At 35.2% G+C, this 22,582-nt stretch carries 18 protein-coding genes and 1 rRNA gene; 7 read left to right on the forward strand and 12 right to left on the reverse strand.

The window, feature by feature from the left end; translation table 11 throughout:
- The first annotated feature begins 170 nt into the window (after positions 1–170).
- From rrf to C8J95_RS14290, 3 genes are all read left to right on the forward strand, one after another.
- Positions 171–278 (forward strand): 5S ribosomal RNA (rrf, locus tag C8J95_RS14280).
- A 521-nt stretch (positions 279–799) separates the two neighbouring features.
- Positions 800–3,703, forward strand: coding sequence for a SusC/RagA family TonB-linked outer membrane protein (locus C8J95_RS14285; RefSeq protein ID WP_107809443.1), 2,904 nt, complete (start codon positions 800–802; stop codon positions 3,701–3,703).
- Between the two features lie 18 nt (positions 3,704–3,721).
- Positions 3,722–5,617 (forward strand): SusD/RagB family nutrient-binding outer membrane lipoprotein, encoded by a 1,896-nt coding sequence (locus C8J95_RS14290; protein WP_107809444.1) that lies wholly within the window; start codon positions 3,722–3,724, stop codon positions 5,615–5,617.
- Between the two features lie 79 nt (positions 5,618–5,696).
- Here the strand turns inward: C8J95_RS14290 and C8J95_RS14295 are convergent, their stop codons facing one another.
- Both C8J95_RS14295 and C8J95_RS14300 read right to left on the reverse strand, forming a co-directional pair.
- A complete protein-coding gene (locus C8J95_RS14295) occupies positions 5,697–7,340 on the reverse strand; it encodes a SusD/RagB family nutrient-binding outer membrane lipoprotein (RefSeq protein WP_107809445.1) in 1,644 nt (547 codons plus the stop codon).
- A 26-nt stretch (positions 7,341–7,366) separates the two neighbouring features.
- Positions 7,367–10,510 carry a SusC/RagA family TonB-linked outer membrane protein gene (locus C8J95_RS14300; RefSeq protein WP_107809446.1) on the reverse strand — a complete coding sequence of 1,048 codons (3,144 nt, stop codon included), beginning with the start codon at positions 10,508–10,510 and terminating at the stop codon, positions 7,367–7,369.
- A gap of 261 nt (positions 10,511–10,771) precedes the next feature.
- Between C8J95_RS14300 and C8J95_RS14305 the strand changes: the two genes are divergently transcribed.
- A complete protein-coding gene (locus C8J95_RS14305; protein WP_059344966.1) occupies positions 10,772–11,338 on the forward strand; it encodes a hypothetical protein in 567 nt (188 codons plus the stop codon).
- Between the two features lie 66 nt (positions 11,339–11,404).
- On the opposite strand, the gene dcp is transcribed toward C8J95_RS14305, so the two are convergent.
- Positions 11,405–13,564 carry a peptidyl-dipeptidase Dcp gene (gene dcp / locus C8J95_RS14310; RefSeq protein ID WP_107809447.1) on the reverse strand — a complete coding sequence of 720 codons (2,160 nt, stop codon included), beginning with the start codon at positions 13,562–13,564 and terminating at the stop codon, positions 11,405–11,407.
- A gap of 69 nt (positions 13,565–13,633) precedes the next feature.
- Here dcp and C8J95_RS14315 point away from each other — a divergent pair, with 69 nt between their 5' ends.
- Complete coding sequence (locus tag C8J95_RS14315; protein WP_107809448.1) at positions 13,634–14,434, forward strand: head GIN domain-containing protein; 801 nt, start codon at positions 13,634–13,636, stop codon at positions 14,432–14,434.
- Here the strand turns inward: C8J95_RS14315 and C8J95_RS14320 are convergent.
- The 5 genes from C8J95_RS14320 to C8J95_RS14340 form a co-directional block, all read right to left on the reverse strand.
- Positions 14,431–16,266: a monovalent cation:proton antiporter-2 (CPA2) family protein gene (locus tag C8J95_RS14320; RefSeq protein ID WP_107809449.1), complete on the reverse strand. Its 1,836-nt coding sequence runs from the start codon at positions 16,264–16,266 to the stop codon at positions 14,431–14,433. The two genes, C8J95_RS14315 and C8J95_RS14320, sit on opposite strands and share 4 nt — an antisense overlap.
- The gene (locus C8J95_RS14325; RefSeq protein WP_107809450.1) at positions 16,263–16,787 is read right to left on the reverse strand and encodes an NAD(P)H-dependent oxidoreductase; all 525 of its coding nucleotides are present in this window, start codon (positions 16,785–16,787) and stop codon (positions 16,263–16,265) included. The genes C8J95_RS14320 and C8J95_RS14325 overlap by 4 nt, the downstream gene beginning before the upstream one ends.
- Positions 16,788–16,859: 72 nt before the next feature.
- Complete coding sequence (locus C8J95_RS14330) at positions 16,860–17,663, reverse strand: YgcG family protein (protein ID WP_107809451.1); 804 nt, start codon at positions 17,661–17,663, stop codon at positions 16,860–16,862.
- Entirely contained in the window at positions 17,644–18,075 is a 432-nt protein-coding gene (locus C8J95_RS14335) for a TPM domain-containing protein (RefSeq protein ID WP_059325202.1), read from the reverse strand. Before C8J95_RS14335 ends, C8J95_RS14330 begins: the two co-directional genes overlap by 20 nt.
- A 2-nt stretch (positions 18,076–18,077) precedes the next feature.
- On the reverse strand, positions 18,078–18,689 hold the full coding sequence (locus C8J95_RS14340) for a LemA family protein (RefSeq protein ID WP_059156632.1): 612 nt from the start codon (positions 18,687–18,689) through the stop codon (positions 18,078–18,080).
- Positions 18,690–18,769: 80 nt separating this feature from the next.
- On the opposite strand from C8J95_RS14340, the gene C8J95_RS14345 reads away from it, so the two are divergent.
- Positions 18,770–19,294: a dihydrofolate reductase gene (locus tag C8J95_RS14345; RefSeq protein ID WP_034866638.1), complete on the forward strand. Its 525-nt coding sequence runs from the start codon at positions 18,770–18,772 to the stop codon at positions 19,292–19,294.
- A gap of 44 nt (positions 19,295–19,338) precedes the next feature.
- Complete coding sequence (locus tag C8J95_RS14350; protein ID WP_107809452.1) at positions 19,339–19,905, forward strand: hypothetical protein; 567 nt, start codon at positions 19,339–19,341, stop codon at positions 19,903–19,905.
- A 44-nt stretch (positions 19,906–19,949) separates the two neighbouring features.
- Here C8J95_RS14350 and C8J95_RS14355 read toward each other — a convergent pair whose 3' ends face one another.
- The 4 genes from C8J95_RS14355 to C8J95_RS14370 are packed head-to-tail and all read right to left on the reverse strand — an operon-like array spanning position 19,950 to position 22,518.
- Positions 19,950–20,582, reverse strand: coding sequence for a trimeric intracellular cation channel family protein (locus C8J95_RS14355; protein WP_059325205.1), 633 nt, complete (start codon positions 20,580–20,582; stop codon positions 19,950–19,952).
- Between the two features lie 27 nt (positions 20,583–20,609).
- Positions 20,610–21,068 (reverse strand): pantetheine-phosphate adenylyltransferase, encoded by a 459-nt coding sequence (gene coaD / locus C8J95_RS14360; protein ID WP_107809453.1) that lies wholly within the window; start codon positions 21,066–21,068, stop codon positions 20,610–20,612.
- A 3-nt stretch (positions 21,069–21,071) separates the two neighbouring features.
- Positions 21,072–21,530: a hypothetical protein gene (locus C8J95_RS14365; RefSeq protein ID WP_107809454.1), complete on the reverse strand. Its 459-nt coding sequence runs from the start codon at positions 21,528–21,530 to the stop codon at positions 21,072–21,074.
- 4 nt (positions 21,531–21,534) lie between these two features.
- Entirely contained in the window at positions 21,535–22,518 is a 984-nt protein-coding gene (locus tag C8J95_RS14370; protein WP_107809455.1) for a D-alanine--D-alanine ligase, read from the reverse strand.
- Between the last annotated feature and the right edge of the window lie 64 nt (positions 22,519–22,582).

The raw sequence follows: 22,582 nt of genomic DNA on the forward strand, positions 1-22,582 counted from the left end.
AGCTAAAAGCAATAAGTAAGCTTTGCAAAAATACTTAAGGAGTGCGCTAAAGGTTATGCCTTTGTGATGTTGAAACTACCGAAAAAGAAGTTAGAAGATAGAGATTAGGAGTTAGAAATAACTAACGACTAAGGACTATCTGACTAAATTCTAAAATATATAACAAACTTTAGGGTGGTTATAGCGGTGGGGCTCACCTGTTCCCATTCCGAACACAGAAGTTAAGCCCACCAGCGCCGATGGTACTGCTAACGCGGGAGAGTAGGTCGCCGCCAGTTTTTATTTTTGAAAAGCCTTTGCATAGTAATGCAGAGGCTTTTTCGTTTTTAATACCTGTCAATAACTTGTCAATTATTACCCATTATTTATCACCTGTCACTTTTTATTCTTGACGCCAAACAGCTAATACTGAATACAAAATGAATAGAATAGTTACATAAGTTATATGACTTAAGGTTATAGAGTTATAAAGCTCTTATACCTATAAGCCTTACGAACTTATGCCCATAATTTATTAGACTATTAAGTTTATAGGGCATATAGGAATACTATAATTTTTTAACTAATTTTGGCACTTTAATCTAATCCTAGCCATACTTTTTGGTTAATCATTTCTTTAGTAATATCTAATTATTGGATATATAAAATCTTTTTTTTTACAATTATTTGTACATATAATTAATATAAATTGGCTTTGATATTGTAATGTTATAACTTTTTCTTGTTTTAACTGAATTTTAAGTAATGTTAATATTTTATTAATTTTTTTTTATATGTTTGTCTGATTTAAAATAACTGTATGAAAAAAGTTGTAATTAAACTTGGGCTATTACAAATGCCTTTGCTTCTAGCATCGGTAATGAGTTATGCACAAAAAAAAGATTCTATTAAAACTTCCAGTATTGATGAAGTTGTGGTTACAGCCTATGGAGTGAAAAAGGAAAAGAAAGCTTTGGGCTATTCATTCCAGGATGTTAAAGGCCAGGCTTTAGTAGATGCAAAGGAAGTTAACGTTACAAACGCTTTGGTAGGTAAAGTAGCGGGTCTTCAGATTATTAAGGGTAATAACGGGCCAGCTTCTTCTTCTAAAATTAATCTTAGAGGATTTAACTCCTTAAGAGGAGATAACCAGCCACTGATTGTTGTTGATGGTGTTCCAATGAGTAATGCTGCAGGTAATAAAAGTAGAAGCAATTCTCAGGATAAGAACAATGATATGTGGATTCCCGATATGGATATGGGGAATGGCTTAAGCGATATTAACCCGGAAGACATTGAGAGTATCTCTGTCTTAAAAGGTGGTGCTGCATCTGCATTATATGGTTCAAGAGCTGGTAACGGTGTTATCTTAATTACAACCAAAACAGGTAAGAAAAAAGGAGGAGTAGGAATTACTTATTCTACAAGTATGGGCTTTGAAAGTATGTTTATTAAGCCTGATTTGCAAAGCTCTTACGGAAGAGGTACAGATGGTGGTGACTACCCTGCAGGAAGTCAGGATACCAGCAGCTGGGGAGCTCCTATAAAAGGCGAGGTTTATGATAACCTTAATAACTTTTTCAAAGTTGGAAGCAATGTTCAACATAGCTTAACTTTTCAGGAAAATTTAGGGCCGGGAACAAATTTATATACTTCTGCGACATACCTTAATAGTAATAGTCAGATTCCAAATTCTAAATATGAAAGATGGAATTTCATGGCTAAAGTAAGTTCAGTCTTCGGTGAAAATAAAAGATGGACTTCAGATTTTAAGTTCCAATACATTAGTGCAAGAGCTAATAACAGACCGATAAGTGGTATGGCTGATGGTGGTAACCTATATCCTGATATACTTTTAATGCCAAGAAATATTGATATCAGAAGCTACAGAGATGGTCAGATGGAGAATGGTGTAAATTCCAGATGGATTACTTCGAATGGAGTTAACCCTTATTGGTCAGCATATAACAGACTGAATGAAGATAAAAAAGACCGTTTCATCATGAGTGGTTATTTAAAATATCAGTTTAATGATTGGTTAAGTGCTGATGTAAGAGTAGGAACTGACTTCTATTCTCTAAATGCAGAATCAAAGACATGGGCAGGATCTAAGATGAATAATTCTTATAATGTAAGTCAGGAGAAATTCTATGAGAATAATTATATAGCAAGCTTAACAGCTAAGAAAGATAATATTGTTGGAAAATGGGGTGCTAGCTTATCTGTTTATGGGCAAATGATGGAAACCAAAACAGATGCTACTTACCTTTCAGCTCCTAAATTAGCGATGCCAAATTACTTTGACATTAATAATGCTGAGGGGAATCCGTCTATTAATCCTGTCAAATTAAATAAAAAAATTAACTCTGTATTTGCTGCAGCCGAAATTAACTATGATGGTTACTGGTTTATCAATGCAACAGCTAGAAATGACTGGTCATCGACACTTACTGTTGAAAACAGATCTTATTTTTATCCATCTATCAGTACTTCATTAGTAGTAACAGATATGATTAATAAGTTAGGCGGAGGCAAATCAAAGATTCTTTCATTCGCAAAAGTAAGAGCTTCTTATGCTGTTACAGGTAATTCTTTGGAAGCTTATGAACTATATAATACCTATGTTGTAGGTAGAGACCCTTATGGTAATGTTATTACAAGTAGAAAGAAAACATTATATGATCCTAATCTGAAAAATGAATTATTAAAAACATTTGAGGTTGGTGCAGATATTAAGCTTTTTAACAGAGTTTCAATTGACTTTAGTTACTATAATACAAGATCAGAAAATCAACTGATTAATTTACCGATGAATCCTTTATCAGGATATGACTCCAGAAAAATTAATGCAGGAGAGATTCAAAATAAAGGTTTTGAGATTATGGTAAATTCTGACATTATTAACAATGGAAGTTTCGTTTGGAACCTAAATGCTAATTATTCACAGAACAAGAACACGGTTAATGCATTGTATGAGGATCTGACTATGTATAAATTGGGAGGATTTGACAATGTATTAATCAATGCTCAAGTTGGAGCAAGATATGGTGCTATCTTTGGATCTAAGTTTAAGAGAGTAAATGATCCTAATAGTCAATACAATGGTAAAATGATTTTAGATGGAAACGGGCTACCATTGGCAGAAGAAGGAATGTTTTATTTAGGAGATCAGACGCCAAGAGCTCTGGTTGGATTAACGAACAGTTTCTCGTATAAAAACTTTGGGTTATCATTCCAGATAGATGGTAGATTTGGTGGGAAGTTCTTCTCTGGAACTCAGGCTGCATTACAAAGATCAGGATTAGCTGAAATTACAGCTCCAGGAGGCAAAAGAGATAATTTTGTTGTAGATGGTGTTGTAGCAGATGGTAGTGGTTATAAAACAAATACTACAGAAACTACACAACAGAGATATTGGAATGCTGTAGGTTCTCTTAGTTCTCCTAATTTTGGTGTTACAGAACAGAATATTTATGATGCGACCAATGTACGTCTGAGAAATGTACAGATTTCGTATAATTTTCCAAAATCTATGTTTGAAAATTCTGTAATTAAGAGCGCAAAAGTTTCTGTTTCTGCAAACAATGTATGGATGATTTATAGCAAAGCTAAAGGTGTAGACCCAGAATCTGTTTTTGCACTAAGCTCTAATGCAGTTGGTTTTGAAAACTTTGCATTGCCTACGAGTAGATCTTATTTCTTTAACCTAACACTAGGCTTCTAATTCTTTATTACAATAAAAATGAAAAAATATATATTACCCTCAATCATTGCATCAGCATTGTTTTTAACAAACTGTAGTGATTTTGATAAGATTAATGTAGATCCTTATTCTCCGGATGCAAATCAGGTACAGCCTGAATTCTTTCTTCATAATTCAATTTTGGGAGCACAACAAGACCCGAATATTGCTGAAAGAGCTTTTGTACTTATATGGAAAACAGCAGCAAGACAACACTTTACTACTGGTATTGCTGGAGGTACAGATAATGATGATTGGTCATCTGAATACTGGAGATATGTTTCAGAATGGTTGAATAATGCTAATACTGCGATTCAGGTTGGAAATGAAAAAGCAGCAAAGGGTATTGCGGCACCATATAATGATAATTTGATTCAGGTAGCAAGGATATGGAGAGCTTATTTGATGAGTGAAATGTCTGATATTTATGGAGCAGTACCTATTGAAGCATTCCAGTCAAAAAATCCTGAGTTTAATTCGCAAAAGGATGCCTATTATTTTATGTTGGCTGAATTAAAAGATGCTGCTGCAAAAATTGATGCAAATAAACCTAAACCGGACGAGAAATTTGATTTGGCATATAAATATGACTGGAATAAATGGATCAGATATGCAAATTCCATGAGAATGAGATTGGCAATGCGTATGTCTGAAGTAGATCCTGCAAAGGCAAAATCAGAATTTGAGGCGGCTGTTGCTACCAATATGTATATCATTAGTAGTGATCAGAATTTTAAAGTGGCTGAAAATAATGGTTGGAATCCTTTAGCTGGTGTTATGTCCAGAGAATGGAATTCTCAGTTGTTGTCTGCTACACTTAATAATATGTATGTTGGATTAGGAGGTATAAAATCTGCAGACCAGTTGGGAGCAGATAAACAGAATGCTATTAAAGATGAAGATTATATTGGTGTAAAGTATGATCAGCAGTTCTCATCTAAAACCAATGATCCTTCAGCTGGTTACTGGATGGATGGTTTACCAAATAAAATAGATCCAAGAGCTTATAAAACATTCTTTATTCCGGGAGATTTTAATAGTCCTAACTATTCTTTATATCCTACTTATACCAATGACGCAAAAACTAATTTTGGAGAATTAACATTTGCTGATGGAACCAAGAAAACAATTAGTACAGTGAATACTTGGAATGCATTTGCAATTGGAGATTGGGGAGTAAAGGGACAAAGGAATGGTCTTAGAGGTTTAGTAGGAAGATCTCCTGGCCTAGGTAGTCAGTATAGAAAAAGCGCTAATTCAAGAATTTTCTTTGCAAGTTGGGAGTCTTATTTCTTAATTGCAGAGGCAGCGTTAAAAGGCTGGGCAACACCAATGTCAGACGAGGCAGCATATAATAAAGGTATTCAGGATAGCTTTACTTATAATGAAGTTTCTGGATTCTATGGACAATATATAGCCTCCACAGAATACAACAGAGATGGTACTTCTGTTAGCTATAGTCATACAACCGAACCAGGGTCTACTCATACGATGAAGTATATGGATCCGAATACCAATACATTGGTATCCGTGAATGTTAATTATCCGGTAAATACAATTTATAAAAACGGAGCATTTAAGAATGATAAGCTAACCAAAATTATCACTCAGAAGTATCTGGCTAATATGCCATGGTTACCGCTTGAATCTTGGAGTGATCAGAGAAGATTAGGATTGCCTTTCTTTGAAAATCCCGCGATTGAGAATCCATTACCAAACTTACCAGCATTAAACTCAGGAAACTATATGACAAATCAGGTTAATTTCTTCCCTCAGCGATTGAAATACCCTAGTGCATTTAGAAATTCTGACCCTAAAGGATATACACATGCAACATCTCTTTTAGGTGGAACTGATAATGTATTCACCCCTATGTGGTGGGCCAAAAAGCAGTAATTTCATATTACTAATAATAAAAAACGACCTGATATCAGGTCGTTTTTTTTATTTGTCTAAGTTTGTATTGCAAGACTACTTATTTCTTATCCCACCAGATACGTCCTTGAATATCATTCTCACTAGCTCCAAAATCAGGATCTTGTTTCATTTGATCAAGAGCTGATTGTTGATTTTGGAAGTTTAGGTTGTCTCTTGACGGAGTAGGGAGTACAATTCTTCTAGGCATTGTTAATGGAATACCACCATCACGAGAAAGTGTTTCTAGTTTAAGCGCTGTAGAAGTGTTTGGTAACCCTGTTCTTTTAATAAGTGCCCAAATCTCATTAGGTTGTTTGAAGTAATTTAAATATTCCTGAATAATAATCTGTTCAAGAGCTTTTGATGCATCAAACTTTATTTGGGAAGCATTGATATAGGCAGTAATTTCTGAATCTGTAGTTGGAACATATTTATCTACTGCGGCCTCTTTAGCAATATTATTATATGTTTGAATGGATGCTTTAATTCCTTGTTCATATAATGACTGAGCATTACCAGCAATAATACCTCTTTGTACCAATTCGGCTTTCAACAAAGAGTAATCAGCAAAAGTCAGGATAGGAAATATAGCATTCCCTGTACCTGTTCTGTATTCCGGCTGCCAAATTCTGTATTGTAACTTTGATATTGTATCATAATTTACACCATCTAATAATCTTCTTGCAGAAGTGTAATAACGACTCTTATTAACACTAACCATATCTGGACTGGTAGGGCCTCCTACAAATCTTTGAGATTCGGTAGCAGCCTTCATTTTACCGGCAGCAACAAGCTTATTAATATTTTCTTGAGAATAATCATTTTGTTGAAAAAATATTGGCCTTCTTGGATCACTATTAGCATTCATGAAGTCTACCATAGGCTTTGGAGCAGACATACCTTCGGGGTTAAAATTACCATGTTCCGTAAATCTTTTAGAACGCAGAGAGAAATCCTCATCAGTACTGTTAATTTGCTCTCTCGATAATACCTGAGAAGCAATAGTAGTAAGCTTAGCCGGATTTCTTTTCATTAACCTTGAGGCAATTTTTAGCCTTAATGAATTGGCAACCTTTTTCCATTTTGTTATGTTACCATCAAAAAACAAATCTTTATTTCCAGGTTTTACTTGTATGGATTGATCAGCTCCTTCTATGGAAGTGTATACATCGTTTAGTTGCTTATCAAAAATATCATATAACTGTTCCTGGGTTTCATATTTGGGAGTTAAGGTACCTCCATAACGAGCCTGAAATGCTTCTGTATATGCCATGCTTCCATTCACATCTGTCACATACCATGCATAATAAACTTTTAGGATGGTAGCAATACTTTTAATGTTAACATATTTAGCTTGCTGGGCAGCTGGCATTAATTCTATTTGGTGAAGAATATCTGTTAATAATCCTCCATGATCTCCATAAAATACATCCTTTCTTTGATTCATGTTTGAGCCATCATCCATAAACTCAGAAACATTACCAGTGACAGGAACTAAAGTTTGAGTCCACGGCATAATCCTACGATAAAAGTCATAATAATATTCATAACTGGCATCGTATCCTTTTTTAATGGCCAATGGTAAGAGCTCCTCGGGAGTAGCAGTTACTTTGTCCAGTGGATTTGTATTTATTTCAGCATAATCACTTGTACAAGAATTGAATAAATAAAGTGATATAACTAATATTAATATCTTTTTCATTTTTGAAATTTTAAGTTAAATAGTTTTTAGAAAGAAAAATCTAAATTAAATCCTATGTATCTTGACATTGGAGAACCTCCATATTCTGCAAAGTTTCCTGCTTTGTTAGAATATCTTCCTTCAGGGTTAATACCATCCGGAAGTTTATTATAGATATAAGCCAGGTTTCTTCCTATAATTGAAGCATTTAATGTATTCAAACCAAGTGGTCTGATCATATCAGGTTTGAATGAATAAGTTAGTCTTACTTCACGTAGTGCTACCCAGGTATTCTCGAAAATAGCATTTTCACGAATTCCATTTCCCCAAGATGCTAAGTTTCTGTAGTATAAATCTGTTCGAACAGGATCTACCCATCCTTTTTCATATACTTCTTTATAAGTCATTCCGCTTACATCCCTTGTAGTTCCTGTCTTATCATTAATTTTGGTGTTTTGACCATACACTCCGTCCGGGATCATTCCATACTGAGTGATACCATTAGCATCTGTATATTTGATTCCTCCTCTGGCTTCATCTCTGTATTGTAGTGTAGATGGTAAATTACCAAATTGAACACCATAGTTATAGGTTGCAGAAAGAATATCTCCTCCAACTCTTGCATCAATCAATACACTTAAAGATAAATTTTTGTATCTGAAACTATTTCTAAAACTGGTTAAGAAATCCGGAGTTAGATTACCTACAGTTACATAGCCTTGGTTTTGATAAGAATTTGAACGTAGATAGTAACCTGAAGGTTTTAATACTTTCATCCCATTTCTTGGATCATCAATTTTATTACCATTGGCATCCAAAGCTTGATATCTGGCATAGGCATAATTTGTTTGTATTTGCCCATATTGTTGCCCCGGGATAGCTACACTTTTTACATCTCTACCCATTCCCCAATCTAATACGTATTCATTCACCCCAGGATATAAATCAATAAGCTTATCTTTATTTTTTGAGAATGTAAGAGTTGTATCCCATCTAAAGTTATTAGATTTAATAGGAACAGCATTTACGATAACTTCAATACCTTGGTTTTGTAGATTTCCGGCATTAATTTGCTGTGAGCTTACACCAGATTCCTGAGGTAAGGATAAGGTTAGTAATTGATTTGTAGTATTGGTTTTATAAAAGGAGACATCAAAGTCTAACCTGTTATTTAAAAATGCCATATTCAATCCAAGTTCGATTGATCTTGTTAATTCATTTTTTAAATTAGCATTAGCAAGAGCATTACTATTGAATCCCACTAGTGGAATACGGGGTCCGTTTGGAGAGTTATATGCTGATGGGTCTGGCCTATAATAGAATCCTGAACTGGTATTATACGGTGAAGTATCTCTACCTACCCAAGATAAACTACCTCTTAAACTACCAAAACTAATCCATTCAGGTAACTTGAATGAATTGGAAAAGCTCCAGTTTCCTACAAAAGATGGGTAGAAATAACTTATTTTCCCATGTCCATCGGGATAAGCTAGTGTCGATGACCAGTCATTACGCCCTGTGATATCTACAAAAAGTTGATTTTTCCAGGCAAAGTTAGCAAATGCATAAATAGATTGAATTCTTTTTGGAGACTGCTCATTATCAGTATAAGAAACTTCATTACCAGCAGGATCTACAGAATTTTGAATTAAGAATAATCTAGGAGTATTTAGACCTCCATTTGTCCATTGTCTTGTGGATTTATATCTGGATCTAAAATCTTCTCCCCCTAATGAAGCATTTAATGTAAGATTTTCAGTAAGCTTAAAATTACCATTGAATAAAAACTTAACATTATATTGTTCTTTTGTACCTTCTAAAATGCTATACCCTCCACCAGCAAATCCAGGGTTGTCACCCAATATCTTGGACTCATTGACGAAGTTGTAATTGTTGAAATTACCACTAACAGTTAAGTTTAACCAATCTGTTAATTGTGATTTTAATTCTAACCGTCCAATGTAGTTATTTTCTTTTTGAGTTCTCGTATTTTGAAAGAGATTGAAATATTTGCTCGCCATATCGTAAGGGTCAGCTCCATCTCTTTTTATTCCTCCATTTATCGGATCCAAATAATTATCTCTCCAATAAGCAGCATCAAAACTACGAGGAACCCCATATATATAACTAAATAATGGACTGTCATTACCTCCTTGTGGAACTGGGTTCTGGCCAAAAGATCTATTGTAGTTTAAGCTGGCATCTACTTGTAAATATTTGCTGAATTCATGAGTAGCACGTAGGTAATATGCATTTCTGGTGAATTTGTTACGTGGTAGAATACCATCCGCCTCTTGATTGGTATAACTTAGAAGGAATGTTGATTTGTCATTTCCACCTGAAAGTTCTACTGAGTTCTTCCGATCAAATCCTACCTGATAGATATTTTTGTAATTATCTGGTTGAGGGTTCCACATCACTGTTCGCCCATCAACATCTCTTACAGGTTTACCATCATATTTAGGTCCATAGCTGTAAAAAAAAGTATTTGGATCAATAAAACGTTGTCCATTGCTATCCGTTTGGAATTCAGATCCTACGCCTGCTCCATATTCATTTTGAAATTTTGGTCCGGCATAGACATGTTGGGTTGTTAAGGAAGAATTGATTTTAACACCAATACCATTTCTACCTTTTCCTTTTTTAGTGGTAATAACAATTACTCCGTTAGCAGCACGAGATCCATAAAGAGCAGAAGCTGCTGCACCTCTCAATACAGAAACTGATTCGAAAACATCAGAGTTCAGATTTTTCATTTCATTTCCAAAATCATAACCAGATCCCCATTCATCAGCTCCCGTAACACTGTTATCGATAATAACACCATCGACTACAATTAAGGGCTGATTATTTTTTCCTAATGAAGTATTTCCACGTATTTGAATTCTCGCACTAGATTGTGGGCCACCAGCACCGGCAATAATCTCTACACCAGGTAACTTACCCTGAAGTGCTTCCATTGGATTAACTACACCAGCCTGTGTAATATCTTTACTATCAACTTTGGTGATAGCATAACCTAACTTTCTTTGTTCTCTTTTGATTCCGAGAGCTGTTACAACAACCTCCTGAATCTCCTTTGTTTTAGATGAATCTTTCTTTACTTTCTGAGCTTCTACATGACCAGTAGTTCCCAGCAAAAAACAAAAAACACCTATTGAAAAAGGAATTTTCACATTTAATTGCTTCATGGTTTTAGTATTAACATTTAATTAACTGCACAATATTAATGAAAAAAACAATAATTATTTCATTTATTTGAAAATGATCTAATTTATATGGTTAATTGATTTGTATTTATGTGTATTGTTAGATTTATTTAATGTATTTATTAATGTAGTATAATTTTTTTAATTAACATTTATTTAATAGTGATAATGACAAGAGATAATTTTAATGTAAAAAATGGCATACAACTTGTTTATTCAGATTTAATTCTAAACATATTAAATATGAAAACTTATATCTCGGCTCTACTTTTGGCAGGAGCAACTTTAACGGCTGTTTCTTGCGACAGGAATAATGATACGCAAGTTGTAAACGATCAGGATACAATTGCTTTGGTAACTGAGACAACTGTTTCTTTTTCTAAAGGGAATGGATATCAGGTATCTGTACCATTTCAAAAAAATATCCCAACAGGGGATAATGTATTTATTTACAGATTGGAAAGTGTTTCAAACGGACAAAATGTTTGGCAGTTAATTCCAAGAACATATTATGCATTTAGTGCAGATGGAACTACTAGCAGACAAATTGATTTTGATTTTAATTTTCGTGTAAGTGGAGTAACATTCTTTGCCGGAGGTACTTTTAATAAAGATAATCCTGAAAGCTATGTAGCTCCTGTTTTACAGAATCAGAGATTCAGAGCAGTTATTGTACCAGGTAATATGTCTGCATCTGCACAAGCAAGTACTAAAGGAAATGTTGGGACTTCGCCTGTGAACTATCAAGACTATAATGCAGTAGTTAAATACTATAATATTAAAGAATCAGATATCCAGATCTTGAAATAAAAATCTGAGATTAAGGATAAAGAAAAGAAATAAAAAGGGCTTCCAATTTGGAAGCCTTTTTTATTTTTATTTTAACCCTCTGCCTTCTAGTAAAGGATCAATAGTTGGTGCTTTTTCATTAAACTCCTTGAAAGTTTTATTCAGATCAACACTGTTACCTACAGAAAGAATATATTTACGAAAACGATCACCATTTTCACGGGTTAGTCCGCCATGTTTTTCGATCCAGTCATATGCATTGAAGTCTAACATCTCCGACCACATATAAGCATAGTAACCTGATGCATATCCATTACTCCAGATATGTAAAAAGTATGGAGAGTGATACCTCGTAGGAACTTCATTAACCAGCAAACCATATTTTTTTAATGCTTCAGTTTCAAAATCATTTGCAGGCTTCAATTGACTTTCAGATGTAATGCTATGCCAAGCCATATCTAATGTTGCAGCTGCTAATAATTCAGTTACAGCATAGCCTTCATTAAAGGTTTTAGATTTTTTTAGTTTATCTACTAACTCCTGTGGAATAGGTTGTTTAGTCTGATAATGAACTGCATAATTTTTTAATACTGATGGCTCCAAAGCCCAGTGTTCATTGATTTGAGATGGGAATTCTACAAAATCACGAGGTACATTGGTTCCGGATAGTGTTGTGTATTTCTGATCAGCAAACATACCATGGATACTGTGTCCAAACTCGTGGAACATAGTTGTCACATCATCATAGCTGATAAGCGAAGATTTTCCGGGAGCGGGTTTCTGGTAATTGAAGACATTAACAATAACCGGTTTTTGTCCCAGTACATGAGATTGCTCTACAAAATTGCTCATCCACGCTCCTCCGTTTTTGTTATCGCGCGTATAAAAATCCAAATAATAGATTGCAATGGATTTTCCGTCTCTGTCGAATACTTCATAAGCTACAACATCCGGATGGTATACAGGAAGATCTTTTCTTTCTTTAAATTTTAATCCGTAAAGTTTTTCTGCTGCATAAAAAACACCCTTTTCTAATACAGTGGTTACTTCAAAATATGGTTTAATCTGATTTTCATCTAAGTCATATTTCGCTTTTCTTACCTGCTCCGCATAGAAGTTCCAGTCCCAAGGCTCTAGTTTGAATCCTCCGTTTTGCTTATCAATTAGTTGTTGTATCTCCGAAGCTTCTTCTTTTGCTTTTTTTACAGCAGGTGCTGCAAGTTTTGCCAGCAGATCCATAGCTGCTTCCGGAGTTTTAGCCATCTGATCCTGTAATGCCCACTCTGAGAAACTTTTTTTGCCCAATAGTTGTGCTTTTTTAAGTCTTAAAGCTGCAATTTTTTCTAAGGTAGCTCTTGTATCATTTTCATCACCTTTTTCTGCTCTTGTCCAGGCAGCTTTAAACAATTTTTCTCTTGTAGCTCTGTTTTTCAGGTTTTGTAATAAAGGTTGCTGCGTTGTGTTTTGTAATGCTAAAAGATATTTTCCGTCCTGACCAGCATTTTTAGCATCCTGAGCTGCTGCTGCAATTTCATCCTGAGAAAGACCATCCAGTTCTTTAACATCGGATACAATAAGAGCGCCTGCTTTTCTTGCTGCTAAAAGCTTATTGTTAAATGCAGAAGAAAGTGTTGCTAATTGCCCATTGATTTGTTTTAGCTCTTGTTTCTTAGCATCAGAAAGATTAGCTCCGGCAATTTCAAACTTTTGTTCAAATACTTCTACCAAACGTAAACTTTCCGGATCCAAATTCAGGCTATTACGCTGATCGTATACTTTTTTTACCCTGTTATAAAGCTTAGTGTTTAGGTAAATTTTATCAGCATGTGCTGCAAATATCGGAGCGTACTCCTCATCTAATTTTTGTAGGGTGGGGTTAGTGTTGGCGCTGTTAAGATTAGAGAAAACCAATACAGCTCTTGCGAAATCGCGGCCACTGGTTTCTAAAGCCAGTATTGTGTTTTTAAAAGTTGGAGCTTCAGCGTTGTTAGCAATAGCATCAATCTCTTTTAATTGTTCCTTAATTCCATAATCGAACGCCGGCTTGAAATTTTCGTCTTTAATTTTATCAAATTCAGGAGCCTGATATTGTAAAGTACTTTTGCGAAGCAAAGGGTTCTGTGACGAAACAGAATTGTTAGTAACTTTGGATGTATTATGGCTTTGGTTCATCGTTTTTTGTTGTTTAGATTGTCCTGTAGCAAATAATCCTAAAGAAATTAATGCTAAAGATGTAACTTTTCTCATAGTTCAGTTGTCTAATTATATATGTAGCGAAAGTTACGTATTTTTTAAGTTAACCTAAATCTGTATGATATGAAAAAATTAAGTATTCTGGCAATTGCCTTAGTTGTGTTCCAATCCTGTATTAAAGTGAAATCAGGGGAGGGAGCGGTAATAAGTTTTACTGATGTAAAAGGGACTGGTCCCGTTACGGATAAAACCTATTCAGGAGATTTTAATTCTATAGAAGTAAGCTCCGGTCTGGATGCTGAAGTTATAAAATCAGGAACAGAGAAAGTAATTATTTCTGCACCGTCAGATCTTCAGGATTTGATACTGGTAGAAAATAACGGTGGAGATTTGCATATACATTACAAAAGTGGTTTCAGAATTAATCTGTCTACCAAAAATGTGAAAGTTAAGATTTTTGCTAAAGATTTTAACAGTATCAAAGCTAATTCTTCTGCAGATGTTATTGTTAAAGATAAATTTACTCAGGATAAAATGAGCATTGCTACATCCAGTAGCGGTAGCCTGGAAGGAGACTTTGAAGCGAATAGCATGGACATTAAGTCTAATAGTAGTGGTTCTTATAAAGGAAATATATGGGCTGTAAATGCTATTCTGGGAGCATCTTCCTCCGGTGATATTCTTGTAAAAGGAAAAGTAAAAGATTTTAGTGCAAGTGCATCTTCTTCTGCAACAATTAACGCAAAAGATGTTCAGGCAGAGAAGGCCCGTGTAGAGGCATCCAGCTCTGGTGATGTCTTGGTTTCAGTAGTTAAAGAAGCTAACGCCAGTGCCTCTTCCAGTGGAGATGTGGTTATCTATAAAAGTGGTAATCCATCCATTAATAAAAGTGAAAGCAGTAGCGGAAGCGTAACAATCCGTTAACTTTCTATATCTACCCAGTGCTGGTCATCGAAAGATATATTATCATCCTTCAGCAATTCTGCTTCACGTTCTAGGGCTTCCTTGATGGTGAAGGTTGGAGATTCTTTTAATCTTTCTTTGGCCAGACGGCGTGTAGATAATTTATCAATAATTTCGAAACGGTGTCCTATTCTACGTGCTGCATATCGACGCATACCTGCGGCCTGAAGGATATCTACCCCCATGTTTACAGCCGTTCCTAATGTCTCGCGGTAAATATTCTCAACACCTTTATTCAGAAAGTCATAATTGTCAAGTCTATTTCTTGCGCGGACAAAGATTTTAAGATGTGGAAATTGTTTTCTCGCAATCTGGATAATTGTATAATTGTCTTCAGGGCTGTCAAGACATAAAACTAATATTTTAGCCTTTTCGGCACCGGCAACTCTTAGTAGTTCTGTTCGGGTAGCATCACCATAAAAAACCTTCAGCCCGTTATCTCTTAACATGCTTACTCTGTCCGAGTCATGATCCAGAATAGTAGCCTGAAAGCCGTTGACTTTTAAAAGCCGGCCTACAGTGCTTCCGAAGTGGCCGTATCCTACGATGATAATTTTGTTTTCACCAAACATTCCGTCATTTTTATGGGGATCTTCACTCACTTTTACATTAAAATAAGGATCTATAAGCTTTTCATTAATTAATAGTAATATAGGTGTAATACACATAGTGATGGCAACCACAGCCATCAACTGGGAATTAAGCTCCTCATTGATCAGATAAAGTTTGGTGGAGAAGCTAAGGAGTACAAGTGCAAATTCTCCTACCTGAGACAAACCGAGAGACATTAAAAGATTTTGCTCCATACTCATTTTAAAGACCTTTCCAATACAAAAGAGTACTGCAAACTTTACAATAAGTATAATGGCAACAACAGAAAATATGAATAAAGGATCATCCTTTATAACATTAAAGTTAATCGTGGATCCAACACTAACAAAGAATACGGCGAGTAAAAGCCCCCGAAATGGATTTATGTTACTTTCCAGTTCGTGTCTGAACTCGGAATTGGCAAGCATTACACCTGCTAAGAATGCTCCTAATGCAGGAGAAAGCCCAATTAATGTCATTAAATGTGAAACACCAACGACTAAAAATAAGGAAGTAGCGGTGAGAAGTTCATTCATTCCTGAAGAAGAAACATAACGGAGAAAAGGCACAAAAATATAACGACCCAATATAATAAGGATCCCTACGCCAATGAGTACGGAAAAAGGTTTCATCCAATTGGGAAGCATGTTGATAAGCAACGCCGAATGATTCACCTGATCCATATCCGGATTAGCGATCCAGGGAAGAAAGGCTAAAATCGGTATAACTGCGATGTCCTGTAATAAAAGAATTGAGAAAGAAGCTTCGCCCGCAGCAGTATTAAATAAGTTTTTCTCCTTTAGTGTTTGCAGAACGATAGCGGTAGAAGATAACGCAAAACACAATGCCATTGTAATAGCTATCTTATAATACCATCCGGTCCAGAAGAATATGAGAAATAAAAATGCTGTTGTTGCCAGCATCTGCATACCTCCCAATCCAAGTATGGTCCGGCGCATAGACCAGAATTTTTTAGGTTCCAGTTCCAGACCTACAATAAACAGAAGCATTACGACACCAAATTCGGTGGCATGCATTACATCATCTGCATTTCCTGTAAGCTTAAGCACGAAGGGGCCAATAATAATGCCACCTAATATATAACCAATAACCGAACTAAATCCCAATTTTCTTACAAGAGGAACCATGATAATAGCTGCTCCTAAAAATATAAGTGTATTGGTGAATATTTGTTCGCTCACGTGTTTAATGCTAATTTTCTGATGTTTCTACACTGATGATCTAATTCATGATCTGAAAGCTGATCCGAATTATAAATTATAATAATATCCTCTACAGACATATGATTAATCTTTAGACTTTGGGTAAGTGTTTTGATATAATCTTCGGCCGGATTTCCATATATCCCGTCAGATGTATAGGCATTCTGAGAACCTCCCGTAGTCAAAACAATATAAGCTTTTTTTCCTTTTACAGGACTTGTGTCCGAGTCAGATAGCCACTTCATATCAAATACTTCATCTATCCATAATTTCAGTAAAGGAGGCATGCCAAACCAGATCATCGGGAAATGAAATATAATAGTATCATACACCATCAATCTTTTTCTCTCTTTAAATGCAGCAATATTGAAATCGGGATACTCCTCATAAAGATCCCGGAAAGTAATATTCTCAATGTTCTGATATGCTTCAATAAGCCTGATATTAGCTTTAGAATATTCAAAATAAGGATGAGCAAATATTACCAGTGTTTTATCCAATGTTGTACATTTCTGGTAAATTTACTGAAAATCAGCTAGAAAAGCAATGGGAATTCAGCGAGGGTTATAGTATTACCAGCCACCGCTGGCTCCGCCACCACCAAAAGAACCGCCACCACCAAATCCACCGAATCCACCGCCACCGGAAGAACCTCCTCCAAAGGAACCTCCACCACCGCCGAATCCGCCAGGGAAGAATATACCACCAGGGAATATACTGCGTCCTCTGCGGGAAAGTGTAACATCGTCGTCGTCATATCTCCCTCCACCACCTTTACCGCCCTGGCTCATGACGATAATAACAATGATAATGATAAAAATAAGAATAAGGAAAGAGGAAGAATTGCCTCTTTTTTCTTCCGGAGCTTTTTTCTGGGGTTTAAATTTCCCCTGAACAGCTTCCATAATAGCGGAAGTCCCTCTGTCTATACCATTATACCATTGTCCTTGTTTGAAAGAAGGTGTAACAAGATAATCCAGTATTTGTTTGGCTGTAGATGCTGTAATATATTGCTCTACAGCACGTCCTTGCTGTATGGACATTGTACGGTCTTCCGTAGCAATAAGAAAGACAACACCATTATTAACACCTTTTTGTCCAATTTTCCATTTTTCACCATAGAGAGCGGCCAGGTAGTTTACATCTTCACCACTGGTGTTGGGCAGAATAATTACTTCTATTTCTGTGGAAGTTGAATCAGCAAACTTTATAAGTTTATTGTTCAGCGCATCTTTTTCCTGCTGGGTAAGCAGTCCCACTTTATCATATACAGGATAAAGAATATCTGGCTTTGGCAGAATATTCTGAGCCGAAAGTAAGCTGTAGAAACCTATAAAGATATAGGTGAAAAATAACTTAAGAGAAGCTGATCTCATTAGGGAGTTCGTTTTTGTTTTCCTGATCTGCAGGAAAATGTTTTTTCAATTCTGTTCCTGTTTTTAAGAGAGCATCTCTTAGTCCCTGGAAGTAAAGTTTTTGTGCAAATTTTTTGGTAATTTCATCATGAAGCTGATCCCAGAAGTGCTGCTGCACTTTTTCATGAATTCCTTTATCCCCAATAATTGTCAGATACTTTTGTTCAAAACTAATATAGAAAAGTACGGCATTGCGATGTTGCGTTTTTTGCATCTCCAGTTTATGAAATGCATCAATAGCTTCCTTTGCCAGATCCTTTTCGGAATGGGTATCAATATGGACACGTATTTCTCCTGAAGAATGTTCCTCTGCTTTCTGAATGGCTTCCACAAGGGAAGCCATTTCTGTATTAGTTAAGAAGTCAGTTGTCATAATTATTCTCCTTTAAAAACATCCGGAGCTTTGCTAGCACCAGCATCAGCCTTAAAGTATGGTTTTTCTTTAAAGTTGGTAAAGTTAGCTACCACATTTGTAGGGAACTGATTTCTGTATGTATTGTATTCTTTAGCAGCATCGTTATAGTTAACAGTTTCCATTCTGATACTATTTTCTATAGCAGTATATTCTGCCTGGAAGTTAATGTACTGCTGATCTGCTTTCAGGTTAGGATAAGATTCTACAACAGCCATTAAACGACTTAGTGCTCCACTTAATTCTCCCTGAGCTGCTTGGAATTTTGCAATGTCAGCTTCTGTCATGTTAGTAGGATCTATTGTAACAGATGTTGCTTTAGAACGAGCCTCTACAACTTTTGTTAATGTTTCTTGCTCGAATTTGGAATAAGACTTTACTGTTCTTTCCAAATTAGGGATAAGGTTTGCTCGTTTTTGGTAAACAGTTTCGATATTAGACCATTTACTCTGTACATTTTGGTCTTTGGTTACCAGTGAGTTGTATTTTCCTACACCCCAGAAACCAATAATCGCTACAATAACTATAAGTACAATGGCGATAACACCAGCACTCATACATCCTTTATTTTTCATAGTTTATCTTTTTAATGTTTAAAATTTGTTTCAATCAAAAATACAATTTTTGTGCTAAATTTGTAAAACAAACCTCAATAATGATAACAATAGTAGTTGCAGTAGGAAAAAATAACGAAATCGGGAAAGGAAACCAGCTGTTATGGCACCTTCCGAAAGATTTGAAACACTTCAAAGAAATTACAAACGGACATCCTGTTATAATGGGACGTAAAACCTATGATTCTATAGGGAAAGCTTTACCTAACCGTACCAATATTGTTGTTACGAGAAAAACTGATTGGTTTGAAGAAGGTATTCTTATCGTAAATACATTGAAAGAAGCATTGAAACATGCTAAAAAGATTGACGAAAAAGTTTTCGTAATTGGCGGTGGAGATATTTATAAGCAATGTATGGAAGTTGCTGATAGCATTGAGCTAACGCGAGTGGACGGAACATTTGATGCAGATGTGTTCTTCCCGGAAATTAATGAAAAACAATGGCGAATTGTTCAGGAAGAATGTATTGAAAAAGATGATAAAAATGCATTTGATTTCTGTTTTCAGACTTTCGAAAGAATAAAAAAAGAAGAGAAAGGAACACAGGTAAACGCATCTGAATAAATTTCCTGTTTAAAATTCTTATCTTTGCACTTCAAAATTTAAAGATGAATAAGTACATAAAATTTCTTATTGCAGGTTTAATAATCGCTGCCGGAATTTATCTGATATTTAACAGAAATGTCATGTGGGGAGTGATTGTTATCGTTTTATCTGCAATACCAATTCTATTATTTTTTAAAAATGAATACATTCTGTTGGCATTCTGGCAATTAAGAAAACAAAACTTTGCCAAAGCAGCACAATGGCTTTCAAATATTAAAAACTATCAGTCTCAGCTTCATAAAAGCCAGTATGGTTATTACCACTACTTAACCGGGCTAACTACAGCGCAGGATAATCCGGCAAAACTAGAGCCTTACATGAAAAAAGCATTGGAGTATGGGCTGAATATGAAACATGACCGCGCACTGGCAACTCTTAATCTTGCAGCTGCAGCAATGCAAAAAGGCAGAAAACAAGAAGCTAAAATCCTTATGGATGAGGCAAAGAGATTAGACACTTCAGATATGATGGGAGATCAGATCAAAATGATGAGAGAGCAATTGAAGATGCCGAATATGCAGAAACATATGCATAACCCACATATGCGCCAAAGAGGAAAACATTTCTAAAAATATAAAGCCACTGAAAAGTGGCTTTTTTTATTGATTTAATTTTACATTTCAGAATTTTCTTTTCCGACATAAAACTTGGGCATTTCCCAATGATATTTTACTGCCAGAGTTCGTATGGCTACAATTAGCAAAATAGTCAGAACCTGTACAAATGAATAGGTAAGGGTCGTGAATTTCGCCAGCAATAGAAATGCTGAGCCTCCTATAATACATGCTGTTGCATAAATTTCTTTACGAAAGATTAATGGAATTTTATTCAGAAGAATATCCCGGATAATACCACCAAAGCATCCTGTAATTGTACCTAAAACAATACATATCATGGGGTGAAGGTTTGCATTAAGTCCTTTCTGAAGTCCTATAATAGTGAAAAGACCAAGTCCAAAGGAGTCGAAAATAAAGAGTGTCACCTGAAAATTCTTTTCAATAGATTTAAAAATCATTGAAAAAATAGCGGTAATAAATATTACAGAACACATAGTAAGATCATGCATCCAGAAAACGGGAACATCTAACAATAGATCCCGGACTGTACCACCTCCTACAGATGTAATAAATGCAATAATAACGACGCCAAAAGGATCGAATCTCCTTTGCATTGCAGCAAAAGATCCTGACATCGCAAAGGAAATCGTACCGAGAATTTCGATGACGAAATTGAGTTGTTCGTGCATATATTACCTATTACTCATTTTTTATTTCTAAACTCTTACAGCATTAGGAACTAATAGTTCATATTCTCCGCCATGGGTAATAATCTCGCGGACGATACTACTGCTGATAAATGATTTTCCAGAGGAAGTCAGCAAAAATACTGTTTCCAGTTTTTTGTGAGCTAGCGTTCTGTTGGTATGGGCAATTGCTTTTTCAAATTCAAAATCAGCAGGATTTCTTAATCCGCGGATAATATACTGAGCATTTTTCTTAAAACAATAATCAACAGTTAGCCCCTCGAAGAAATCAACTTCTACATTTGGGAATTCGGCAACAGAATTCTGAATGAATTCCATCCTTTTTTCAGGAGAGAACATATACTTCTTCTGTGAATTTTGGCCAATGGCAATAATCAGTTTGTCAAAAAGAGGTGCTGCTCTTTCAATAATATCGTAATGACCTAATGTTATCGGATCAAAAGACCCCGGAAATACCGCGATTTTCATGTCTTAGTTATTTTCGTTTGATTTTTCGTAAAATAGCCTTAGGTTATCAAGGTTAAGACTACAGTTATTATTTAGAACTTGATTAGAAGATAAATTTAAAATCAGGGCATTCCTTCCAATAATTTTTGAATTACTATAATTAAGTTTATTGATTGGAAGAAAATCAATTGAGCTTTCAAAATTACCAGAATCATTTTTTTTGATGCTTCCGGAAAATAATACAACATCTTCTAAGGAACTAATCTCGAAATAATTTGGTATTTTTTGATTAGCGATTATTACATTATGTTTTATAACATAATTGAAGCATTTTTGCCCATCTAAAAAAATAGCATCATTTGAAAAACGAACCGATTTAGGTTCCAATGTATTCTTTGGAATATTAAGCTTTAAAGTTTCATAGCTATTCTGAGCAAATGCAAAAGCTGGTATTAATAACAAAGAAGCTAATGATTTTTTCATGATTTTATTTTTTTTCGAAGGCTTTTTCTACTTCATTTCCACATAAATCTTTAATGGAAATACCATATATTTTTGCCTGTTGAGGTAAGATACTGGCTGGTGAGAACCCTGGATTTGTATTCATTTCCAGCATATATGGTGTACCATCCATGATAATAAACTCACTTCTGGAGAAACCACTCATGCCTAATGAATCATAAGCTCTCTTGGAAATTTCTTCTACTTTTAATCTGGTAGCGTCATCTAGTCTTGCCGGTGTAATTTCTTCTGAAGCACCATTATATTTTGCTTCATAATCGAAAAATTCGTTCTTCGGAACAATTTCAGTAATTCCCAGAACAATTGTTTCTCCTTTATAATCTAATACACCAACCGACACTTCTGTTCCGTTAAGGAAACTTTCTATTAAAATTTCGTCATCTTCTTTAAACGCAATTTCAATAGCATTCTGAAGTTCTGAAGTTTCTTTTACTTTTGAAATTCCCAATGATGATCCTGATTGGTTAGGTTTTACAAAAAGAGGTAGTCCCAGTGTACTGATAATTTCATCATGATTAATATCTTCTCCCTTTCGGATGTAAATACTTTTTGCAGAAGGGACTCCATATTTTGACAATACAGCAAGTGTATCTTTTTTGTTAAAGGTTAGTGCACTTTGATAAAAGTTGCATCCTGTATACTTTTGTCCAACCGCATCCCAGTATGCCTGTAATATTCCATTTTCTCCCGGAGTACCGTGGATAATATTGAAGCATACTTCAAATTTTAGCTGTTCTCCGTTTAGGTCAACAGAAAAGTCACCTTTATTGATCGGAAATTTTTCGTTGTTATCAGTAATTAAAAACCATCCGTCTTTCAGGATGTGAACTTTATAGACATTGTACAGGTCTCTGTCTAGTTCATCAAAAATAAGCTGTCCGCTTTTCAGGGATACTACATATTCGTCGGAATAGCCGCCCATTACTACGGCCACATTTTTTTTTGCCATTCGATTAAATAAAAAGGTATGTATTAGGGCAAATTTAGCTAAAAAAATATTGCGATAAAGTTTA

Source organism: Elizabethkingia sp. YR214 (genome assembly GCF_003058195.1).
Classification (GTDB): domain Bacteria; phylum Bacteroidota; class Bacteroidia; order Flavobacteriales; family Weeksellaceae; genus Elizabethkingia.

Bases quoted from the DNA above. Each gene is read 5' to 3' on its own strand.
- C8J95_RS14285 (WP_107809443.1), top strand. From the start codon at position 800: ATGAAAAAAGTTGTAATTAAACTTGGGCTATTACAAATGCCTTTGCTT.
- C8J95_RS14290 (WP_107809444.1), top strand. From the start codon at position 3,722: ATGAAAAAATATATATTACCCTCAATCATTGCATCAGCATTGTTTTTA.
- C8J95_RS14295 (WP_107809445.1), bottom strand. From the start codon at position 7,340: ATGAAAAAGATATTAATATTAGTTATATCACTTTATTTATTCAATTCT.
- C8J95_RS14300 (WP_107809446.1), bottom strand. From the start codon at position 10,510: ATGAAGCAATTAAATGTGAAAATTCCTTTTTCAATAGGTGTTTTTTGT.
- C8J95_RS14305 (WP_059344966.1), top strand. From the start codon at position 10,772: ATGAAAACTTATATCTCGGCTCTACTTTTGGCAGGAGCAACTTTAACG.
- dcp (WP_107809447.1), bottom strand. From the start codon at position 13,564: ATGAGAAAAGTTACATCTTTAGCATTAATTTCTTTAGGATTATTTGCT.
- C8J95_RS14315 (WP_107809448.1), top strand. From the start codon at position 13,634: ATGAAAAAATTAAGTATTCTGGCAATTGCCTTAGTTGTGTTCCAATCC.
- C8J95_RS14330 (WP_107809451.1), bottom strand. From the start codon at position 17,663: ATGAGATCAGCTTCTCTTAAGTTATTTTTCACCTATATCTTTATAGGT.
- C8J95_RS14335 (WP_059325202.1), bottom strand. From the start codon at position 18,075: ATGACAACTGACTTCTTAACTAATACAGAAATGGCTTCCCTTGTGGAA.
- C8J95_RS14340 (WP_059156632.1), bottom strand. From the start codon at position 18,689: ATGAAAAATAAAGGATGTATGAGTGCTGGTGTTATCGCCATTGTACTT.
- C8J95_RS14345 (WP_034866638.1), top strand. From the start codon at position 18,770: ATGATAACAATAGTAGTTGCAGTAGGAAAAAATAACGAAATCGGGAAA.
- C8J95_RS14350 (WP_107809452.1), top strand. From the start codon at position 19,339: ATGAATAAGTACATAAAATTTCTTATTGCAGGTTTAATAATCGCTGCC.
- C8J95_RS14355 (WP_059325205.1), bottom strand. From the start codon at position 20,582: ATGCACGAACAACTCAATTTCGTCATCGAAATTCTCGGTACGATTTCC.
- coaD (WP_107809453.1), bottom strand. From the start codon at position 21,068: ATGAAAATCGCGGTATTTCCGGGGTCTTTTGATCCGATAACATTAGGT.
- C8J95_RS14365 (WP_107809454.1), bottom strand. From the start codon at position 21,530: ATGAAAAAATCATTAGCTTCTTTGTTATTAATACCAGCTTTTGCATTT.
- C8J95_RS14370 (WP_107809455.1), bottom strand. From the start codon at position 22,518: ATGGCAAAAAAAAATGTGGCCGTAGTAATGGGCGGCTATTCCGACGAA.